Origin of the sequence: Serratia sp. HMSC15F11 (assembly GCF_001808215.1) — a bacterium.
GTDB lineage: Bacteria > Pseudomonadota > Gammaproteobacteria > Enterobacterales > Enterobacteriaceae > Serratia > Serratia nevei.
In genome coordinates this window covers 24545-32916 of sequence record NZ_KV792494.1, presented here as the reverse complement: position 1 = coordinate 32916, position 8372 = coordinate 24545, and the positions used below count along the sequence as shown (strand labels likewise).

The following is an 8372-nucleotide window of genomic DNA, read 5'->3' as shown; positions in this document are numbered from 1 at the left end:
AGTCACTTACTTAAGTAAGCTCCTGGGGATACACGCGCTAGCCGCCTAGCTACAACTTGAAATCCATTGGGTATAAATTTAGAGAATAAGGGCGATTGCAGTTTTGCGGTCGCAATAGCGTGAGAACACGCAGGAGAGCACAGATGAAACGCACATTTATTATGGTATTGGACTCCTTCGGCATCGGCGCCAGCGAAGACGCCGAACGTTTTGGCGACCAGGGTTCCGACACCCTGGGCCACATCGCCGAGGTTTGCGCGCGCGGTGAGGCCAATGTGGGCCGCCAGGGGCCGCTGACGCTGCCTAACCTGAGCCGTCTGGGCCTCGGTAAAGCGGCGGAAGAGTCCACCGGCAACTTCCCGCAGGGGCTGGACCGCAACGCCGACATCATCGGCGCTTACGCTTACGCCAGCGAGCTCTCTTCCGGTAAAGACACGCCGTCGGGCCACTGGGAAATCGCCGGCGTGCCGGTGCTGTTCGACTGGGGCTACTTCACGGACGAGCACAACAGCTTCCCGCAGGCACTGCTGGACAAGCTGGTCGAGCGCGCCAAGCTGCCGGGTTACCTGGGCAACTGCCACTCGTCCGGCACCGTGATCCTCGATCAGCTGGGCGAAGAGCACATGAAAACCGGCAAGCCGATTTTCTACACCTCCGCCGACTCAGTGTTCCAGATCGCCTGCCATGAAGAAACCTTCGGCCTGGATCGCCTGTATGAGCTGTGCGAAATCGCGCGTGAAGAGTTGACCGAAGGCGGGTACAACATCGGCCGCGTGATCGCGCGTCCGTTCATCGGCGATAAGCCGGGCCACTTCCAGCGCACCGGTAACCGCCACGATCTGGCGGTAGAGCCGCCAGCGCCGACCGTGCTGAAAAAGCTGGTGGACGAGAAGGGCGGTGAAGTGGTGTCGATCGGTAAAATCGCCGACATCTACGCCAACGTCGGCATCACCAAGAAGGTGAAGGCGACCGGCATCGACGCGCTGTTCGACGCGACCCTGATCGAAATGGAAAAGGCCGGCGACAACACCATCGTGTTCACCAACTTCGTGGACTTCGACTCCTCCTATGGCCACCGCCGCGACGTGGCGGGCTACGCCGCCGCGCTGGAGCTGTTCGACCGCCGCCTGCCGGAGCTGCTGAAGCTGGTGAAAGACGAAGACATCATCATCTTCACCGCCGACCACGGCTGCGACCCGACCTGGCCGGGCACTGACCACACCCGCGAGCACATCCCGGTGCTGGTTTACGGCCCGAAAGTGAAGCCGGGCTCGCTGGGCCACCGCGAGACCTTTGCCGACATCGGCCAGACCGTCGCCAATTACTTTGGCCTGTCGCCGATGGATTACGGTAAGAGCATGTTCTAAGCCCTGTCTTTCAAGCCGCAGCGTTGTTAGCTTCATGCGTGAACCCCAGTCACTTGCTCAAGTAAGCTCCTGGGGATTCACCCGTTAGCTGCCTAGCTGCAACTCGAAATTCAAGGCTTAGATGTTTGACGTTTTTATTAAATAAGATTTCTAAAGGAAGAAAATTATGGCTACGCCGCACATTAATGCTGAGATGGGTGATTTCGCTGACGTAGTACTGATGCCGGGCGATCCGCTGCGTGCAAAATACATCGCCGAAACCTTCCTGGAAGGCGCGGTGGAAGTGAACAACGTGCGCGGCATGTTGGGCTTCACCGGCACCTACAAAGGCCGCCGCATCTCCGTAATGGGCCACGGCATGGGCATCCCGTCCTGCTCCATCTATGCGCGCGAGCTGATCGCCGAATTCGGCGTGAAGAAGATCATTCGCGTGGGCTCCTGCGGCGCGGTGCGTGACGATATCAAACTGCGTGACGTGGTGATCGGCATGGGCGCGTGCACCGACTCCAAGGTGAACCGTCTGCGCTTCAAGGACAACGACTACGCGGCGATCGCCGACTTCGACATGGTGCGCAACGCGGTCGACGCGGCGGCGGCGCAGGGCATCCCGGCGCGCGTGGGCAACATCTTCTCCGCCGATCTGTTCTACACGCCGGATCCGGACATGTTCCAGGTGATGAAGAAGTACGGCATCCTGGGCGTGGAAATGGAAGCGGCCGGCATCTACGGCGTGGCGGCGGAGCTGTACGAAGAGTTCGGCTGCAAGGCGCTGACCATCTGCACCGTGTCCGACCACATCCTGCGTCACGAAGCGACCACGGCGGCGGAACGCCAGACCACCTTTAACGAAATGATCGTTATCGCGCTGGAATCCGTGCTGCTGGGCGACAAAGCGTAATAAATACCCCGGCGGGCGTCATCATGGCGCCCGCCCGTCAATCTATTCATTCCGCTTGGCCAGTTTTGGCTAACGCTTTACCTTTCTGCCGTTTAACGCTATTACTTCCTCTATCAATCTATTCACCAATCTATTCATCTGATGATCACCGTTGAACAAGTTTTGCGCCATGGGCCGGCTACGGCTCGTCAACTGACAGAAGCGTTAGGCATCAGCCAGCCGACGCTATCGCGCCGTATCCGCGAACTGGCAGGCGCAGTATTGATCCTCGGTAAAGGTAAGGCGACGCGCTATGTATTGCGGCGCGGGATCGGCGGTGAGAGGCAGTTTCCGCTGTATCGGATTGATGAGCGGGGCAAGGCGCACCTGTTTGCCACACTTTGCCCGCTGTATCCTGCCGATAACTGTGCGGTGTGCGATGAGCGCAGCGGAGAGTGGCAGCTCTATGACGGCATGCCATGGTATTTAAACGACCTACGGCCGATTGGCTTTCTCGGGCGAGCCTGGGGAAAAGCAGCGGCGCGCGAGTTGAATTTGCCGGAGGATGTGCGGCGATGGGATGAAGGCCAACGCTTGTTGGCGCTCTGCCGTTATGGCGAAGACATGACCGGCGATCTGCTGCCTGGTGCTGACAGCTATCAGCGCTGGTTAATGCGGGATACTGCCGTCGCCATCACGGTGGAAGATAAAACCGAGCGTTACGCCGCATTGTCTGTCCAGGCGCTGGCCGGGGAGCTGGTGGGCTCTTCCGCCGGTGGCGAGCAACCCAAATTTGCCGCCTATGCTGAGCTGGCGCCTGGGCGCCGCGCGCATGTGTTGGTGAAGTTCAGCCTGGCGCCGACGCATGTCATTGCACAGCGCTGGAGCGATTTGCTGATCGCCGAGTCGCTGGCGTTGCAGACGGTCGCCGCTGCGGGATTGCCTGCCGCATCGGCGCAAATCCTGTTCGGCGCCGACCGGCAATGCTTTTTAGAGGTAGAGCGCTTTGATCGCATCGGTGAAGAAGGGCGGGTAGCGATGGTGTCGCTGGAGGCGCTGGATGCCGAGTTCAGCGGCAGCGGCCACGCCAACTGGGTCGTGGCCGCCGAGCGGCTATTGCAGCAAGGGGTGATCAATCACTCAGTCTACCAACGGATTGCCCTGTATTGGGCCTTTGGCCGGTTGATCGCCAACAGCGATATGCACCAAGGCAACCTGTCGTTCTTGCGAATAACCCAGCGGCCGGTCATGTTGGCGCCTTTGTATGATATGTTGCCGATGGCTTTTGCGCCGGCAAGCAGCGGTAATCTGCGCCGCGACGCGGTGGAGATCCGTTTGAGCAACGAGGTGAGCGGCGCCGTCTGGCGGCAAGCGGAGCTATTGGCTCTCGAGTTCTGGCGGCGAACGGCGCAACATGACGACATCAGCGAGGCGTTCCGGGCGATTGCCGAGCAAATGTTGGTGCAACTGCAGAAGCTGCACGAGCGCATTCAGCGCCTGGCCTGAGTTACCCCTTCTTCGGCGCTTCCTGTTTTGTCTCCGGCGCATCCTCTTCGTCGTCTTCCACCGTATTGCCTTCTGCCAACGGCGTGTTGGCGGTCAACAGGTACGGCGACTGCTGCCAGCGGCTGCGGCGGTGTTGCAGCAGGGTGCGCGCCAGAATGATGCCGATCGCCAGCGCCAGCAGGATCATCAGGCGCAGCAGATTGGTGGTGTTGTCCACCTGCTTGGATTCGGTCGCCAGCACGTGGGTGTCGAGGGTGATGCGGATAAAGCCGATCGGACCGTCTTTGCCCTGAATGGATTCGACCAACTGGTGGTTGAAGTAGCTGCCGGCGCGTTTGCCGTCGAGCGACAGGCGATCGCGTATACTTATCTGTTCCCCGGCGTGGGAGACCAGCGTGCCGTCCAGCTGATACACGCTGACGTCGAGAATGCGGCTGTGATCGGTGAGCTGCTTGAGGATGGCGTCGATGCGCGGGGTGTTGCCGTCGTCGTCCAGCAGCGGCGCCAGGCTGTAGGCGACCTGTTTGGTCAGCGTCTGCGCCAGTTCTTCAACCTGCTCGGATCGCGCCATTTGGTGACTCAGGCTAAAATAAGAGGCGCCCTGCATCAGCAGCACCAGCAAAGCTAGGCAAATCAGGATAATAGCGGTGCGGTGCAGGCGAAATTTCAGTTTAGCGCGAGCCATGCAGGTTCCTTGGGCATCGGGGACACTTTATGTTGCCAGAACCGCTGGCGATAGGATAGCTTGATGCGTCGTTTTATCATGCAGCGTTTTTGTCCATTCAGGAGTCAATGATGTCAAACAGTCTGACCTATTGCGATCTTCCGGCGGAGATCTCTCAATGGCCGGGTCTTCCCCTTTCGCTCAGCGGCGACGAAGTGATGCCGCTGGACTACCGGGCAGGCAATACCGGGTGGCTGTTATACGGCAGGAAGCTGGACAAGGCGCGCATTACGCAATTCCAACGCAAGCTCGGCGCGGCGATGGTGATCGTCACCGCCTGGGGCGTGGACGACTATCAGGTGGTGCGGTTGGCGGGCACGTTAACGCCGCGCGCCAAGCTGCTGGCGGCGGAGAGCGGGCTGGACGTGGCGCCGCTCGGCAAGATCCCACACCTGCGCACGCCGGGGCTGCTGGTGATGGACATGGATTCGACGGCGATCGAGATCGAGTGCATCGACGAGATCGCCAAGCTGGCGGGCGTCGGCGAGCAGGTGGCGGAAGTCACCGAGCGCGCGATGCGCGGCGAGCTGGACTTTACCGCCAGCCTGCGCCAGCGCGTCGGCACGCTGAAAGGGGCCGACGCCAACATCCTCAAGCAGGTGCGCGACGAGCTGCCGCTGATGCCGGGGCTGACCAGCCTGGTGGGCAAGCTGCAGGCGATGGGCTGGCATGTGGCGATCGCCTCCGGCGGCTTCACCTACTATGCCGAATACCTGCGCAACCGGCTGCGGCTGGTGGCGGCAGCGGCCAATGAGCTGGAGATCCGCGACGGCAAGCTGACCGGCGAAGTGCTGGGGCCGGTGGTGGACGCACAGTTCAAAGCCGACACGCTGCTGCGGCTGGCGGAGAAGCTTGAGATCCCGCTGGCGCAGACCGTGGCCATCGGCGACGGCGCCAACGATTTGAAAATGATGCAGGCGGCGGGGTTGGGTATCGCCTACCACGCCAAACCGAAAGTGTATGAAAAAGCGCAGGTGGCGATCCGGCATGCGGATCTGATGGGCGTGCTGTGTATTCTCACCGGCAGCCTGAAACACGAAGTGCGATAACGAAAGATTGAGGTAAGACGTGGCAAAAGCGGCAAAACGGGCATTTGTGTGCAATGAGTGCGGGGCGGACTATCCGCGTTGGCAGGGGCAGTGCAGCGCCTGTCATGCCTGGAACACCATCACGGAAGTGCGTTTGGCCGCGTCGCCCGCAGCGGCGCGCAACGATCGCCTCAGCGGTTATGCCGGCGACGCCGGCGTCAGCAAGATACAGAAGCTGTCGGAAATCAGCCTTGAGGCGCTGCCGCGCTTTACCACCGGCTTTCTCGAGTTCGACCGCGTGCTGGGCGGCGGCGTGGTGCCCGGCAGCGCCATTCTGATCGGCGGTAATCCCGGCGCCGGCAAGAGCACCCTGTTGCTGCAGGTGCTGTGCAAACTGTCCGAACAGATGAAAACCCTGTACGTCACCGGCGAGGAGTCGCTGCAGCAGGTGGCGATGCGCGCTCACCGTCTGGGGCTGCCGACCGGCGGCCTGAACATGCTGTCGGAAACCAGCATCGAGCAGATCTGCCTGATCGCCGAGCAGGAACAGCCGAAGCTGATGGTGATCGACTCGATCCAGGTGATGCACATGGCGGACATTCAGTCTTCGCCGGGCAGCGTGGCGCAGGTGCGGGAAACCGCCGCCTATCTGACGCGCTTCGCCAAGACGCGCGGCGTGGCGATCGTCATGGTCGGCCACGTCACCAAAGACGGCTCGCTGGCCGGGCCGAAAGTGCTGGAACACTGTATCGACTGTTCGGTGCTGCTGGATGGCGACGCCGATTCCCGCTTCCGCACTCTGCGCAGCCACAAGAACCGCTTCGGCGCGGTCAACGAGCTGGGCGTGTTTGCCATGACCGAACAGGGGCTGCGCGAAGTCAGCAACCCTTCGGCGATCTTCCTCAGCCGCGGCGATGAAGTCACCTCCGGCAGCTCGGTGATGGTGGTGTGGGAAGGCACCCGGCCGCTGCTGGTGGAGATCCAGGCGCTGGTGGATCACTCGATGATGTCCAACCCGCGCCGCGTGGCGGTGGGCCTGGAGCAGAACCGGTTGGCGATCCTGCTGGCGGTGCTGCACCGGCACGGCGGGCTGCAGATGTCGGATCAGGACGTGTTCGTCAACGTGGTCGGCGGGGTGAAAGTCAGCGAGACCAGCGCCGATCTGGCGCTGCTGATGTCGCTGGTTTCGAGCCTGCGCGATCGGCCGCTGCCGAACGATCTGGTGGTGTTCGGCGAAGTGGGGTTGGCGGGGGAGATTCGCCCGGTGCCGAGCGGCCAGGAGCGCATCTCCGAAGCGGCCAAGCACGGCTTCAAGCGCGCCATCGTGCCGCACGGCAACATGCCGAAGAAGCCGCCGGCCAACATGCAGGTGTTCGGGGTCAAGAAGCTGGCGGACGCGCTGGACGTGCTGGAAGAGTTTTATTAATGTCGCCGACGGCGAGAAAGATATGCTATTTTGTTTAGCATACTAAACGGAGGTGGCCATGCCGCAATTTGATTACCTGAAGACGTCCATTAAGCAAAAGGGCTGTACTTTGCAGCAGGTGGCGGATGCCAGCGGCATGACCAAAGGCTATCTCAGCCAGCTGTTGAACGACAAGATCAAAAGCCCGAGCGCGCAAAAGCTCGAGGCGCTGCACCGTTTTCTCGGGCTGGAGTTCCCGCGTAAAGAGGTTAAAGTCGGCGTGGTGTTTGGTAAATTTTACCCGCTGCACACCGGCCACATCTACCTGATCCAGCGCGCCTGCAGCCAGGTGGACGAGCTGCACGTTATCTTGTGCCATGACGAGCCGCGCGATCGCGAGCTGTTCGAGAACAGTTCGATGTCGCAACAGCCGACGGTCAGCGATCGCCTGCGCTGGCTGCTGCAAACCTTCAAGTACCAGAAAAACATCCATATCCACTCGTTCGACGAGCAGGGCATCGAACCCTATCCGCACGGCTGGAACGTGTGGAGCGACGGCATGAAGGCCTTTATGGAACAGAAGGGCATCGTGCCGAGCTTCATCTATTCCAGCGAAGCGCAGGATGCGCCGCGCTACCGCGAGCATCTGGGCATCGAAACCATTTTGGTCGACCCCGAGCGTTCGTTCATGAACATCAGCGGCAATCAGATCCGCCAGGATCCGTTCCGCTATTGGGACTACATCCCGACCGAGGGGAAGCCGTTCTTCGTGCGCACCGTAGCGATCCTCGGCGGCGAATCGAGCGGCAAGTCGACGTTGGTCAACAAGTTGGCCAACATCTTTAACACCACCAGCGCCTGGGAATATGGCCGCGATTACGTGTTTTCGCACCTGGGCGGCGACGAGATGGCGCTGCAGTATTCCGACTACGACAAAATTGCCCTCGGGCAGGCGCAATACGTGGATTTCGCGGTCAAGTACGCCAACAAGGTGGCGTTTATCGATACCGATTTTGTGACTACGCAGGCGTTTTGCAAAAAGTACGAAGGGCGTGAGCACCCCTTCGTGCAGGCGCTGATCGACGAATACCGTTTCGATCTGGTGATCCTGCTGGAAAACAACACGCCGTGGGTGGCGGACGGTCTGCGCAGCCTCGGCAGCACTGCCGATCGCCTGGCGTTCCAGCGCCTGCTGGAGGAGATGCTGCGCGCTAACAACATCGAGTACGTGCACGTTGAGTCCAGCGATTATGAAGAGCGTTTCCTGCGCTGCGTCGAGCTGGTGCAACAGCTGCTGGCGGCGGACGCCGGCCGGTTGAGCACGCCCGCCCATCGTCACGCGGCAGGCTGAGTAAAATTAGCGTAATGTGCGATCGAGGCGGCAGAAACTCCACTCAGGCGCACATTTAACGGCTTGTTTAAACATGGTTCATTCGACAGCGACTAAGTTAAGATTTTCTTTACA

General features: G+C 60.7%; 7 protein-coding genes. 6 read left to right on the top strand and 1 reads right to left on the bottom strand.

Annotation, left to right across the window (positions count from 1 at the left end):
* Positions 1–143: 143 nt before the first annotated feature.
* From deoB to yjjJ, 3 genes are all read left to right on the top strand, one after another.
* A complete protein-coding gene (gene deoB, locus HMPREF3138_RS18635) occupies positions 144–1367 on the top strand; it encodes a phosphopentomutase (RefSeq protein ID WP_038878500.1) in 1224 nt (407 codons plus the stop codon).
* Positions 1368–1533: 166 nt separating this feature from the next.
* Positions 1534–2265, top strand: coding sequence for a purine-nucleoside phosphorylase (gene deoD, locus HMPREF3138_RS18630; RefSeq protein WP_004933059.1), 732 nt, complete (start codon positions 1534–1536; stop codon positions 2263–2265).
* Positions 2266–2406: 141 nt separating this feature from the next.
* A complete protein-coding gene (yjjJ, locus tag HMPREF3138_RS18625) occupies positions 2407–3750 on the top strand; it encodes a type II toxin-antitoxin system HipA family toxin YjjJ (protein WP_038878503.1) in 1344 nt (447 codons plus the stop codon).
* A 1-nt stretch (position 3751) separates the two neighbouring features.
* On the opposite strand, the gene HMPREF3138_RS18620 is transcribed toward yjjJ, so the two are convergent.
* Entirely contained in the window at positions 3752–4435 is a 684-nt protein-coding gene (locus HMPREF3138_RS18620; protein WP_038878506.1) for a YtjB family periplasmic protein, read from the bottom strand.
* Positions 4436–4545: 110 nt separating this feature from the next.
* Here HMPREF3138_RS18620 and serB point away from each other — a divergent pair, with 110 nt between their 5' ends.
* From serB to nadR, 3 genes are read left to right on the top strand one after another with little or no spacing between them, the layout of a single operon-like run.
* Positions 4546–5523 (top strand): phosphoserine phosphatase, encoded by a 978-nt coding sequence (gene serB / locus HMPREF3138_RS18615; protein WP_016929162.1) that lies wholly within the window; start codon positions 4546–4548, stop codon positions 5521–5523.
* A 19-nt stretch (positions 5524–5542) separates the two neighbouring features.
* Positions 5543–6928, top strand: a complete 1386-nt coding sequence (gene radA / locus HMPREF3138_RS18610; protein ID WP_038878509.1) for a DNA repair protein RadA — start codon at positions 5543–5545, stop codon at positions 6926–6928.
* A gap of 58 nt (positions 6929–6986) precedes the next feature.
* Positions 6987–8258 (top strand): multifunctional transcriptional regulator/nicotinamide-nucleotide adenylyltransferase/ribosylnicotinamide kinase NadR, encoded by a 1272-nt coding sequence (gene nadR, locus HMPREF3138_RS18605; RefSeq protein WP_070559221.1) that lies wholly within the window; start codon positions 6987–6989, stop codon positions 8256–8258.
* Positions 8259–8372 lie beyond the last annotated feature (114 nt).

Coding starts and splice junctions, on each gene's coding strand:
- deoB (WP_038878500.1), top strand. CDS start 144: ATGAAACGCACATTTATTATGGTATTGGACTCCTTCGGCATCGGCGCC.
- deoD (WP_004933059.1), top strand. CDS start 1,534: ATGGCTACGCCGCACATTAATGCTGAGATGGGTGATTTCGCTGACGTA.
- yjjJ (WP_038878503.1), top strand. CDS start 2,407: ATGATCACCGTTGAACAAGTTTTGCGCCATGGGCCGGCTACGGCTCGT.
- HMPREF3138_RS18620 (WP_038878506.1), bottom strand. CDS start 4,435: ATGGCTCGCGCTAAACTGAAATTTCGCCTGCACCGCACCGCTATTATC.
- serB (WP_016929162.1), top strand. CDS start 4,546: ATGTCAAACAGTCTGACCTATTGCGATCTTCCGGCGGAGATCTCTCAA.
- nadR (WP_070559221.1), top strand. CDS start 6,987: ATGCCGCAATTTGATTACCTGAAGACGTCCATTAAGCAAAAGGGCTGT.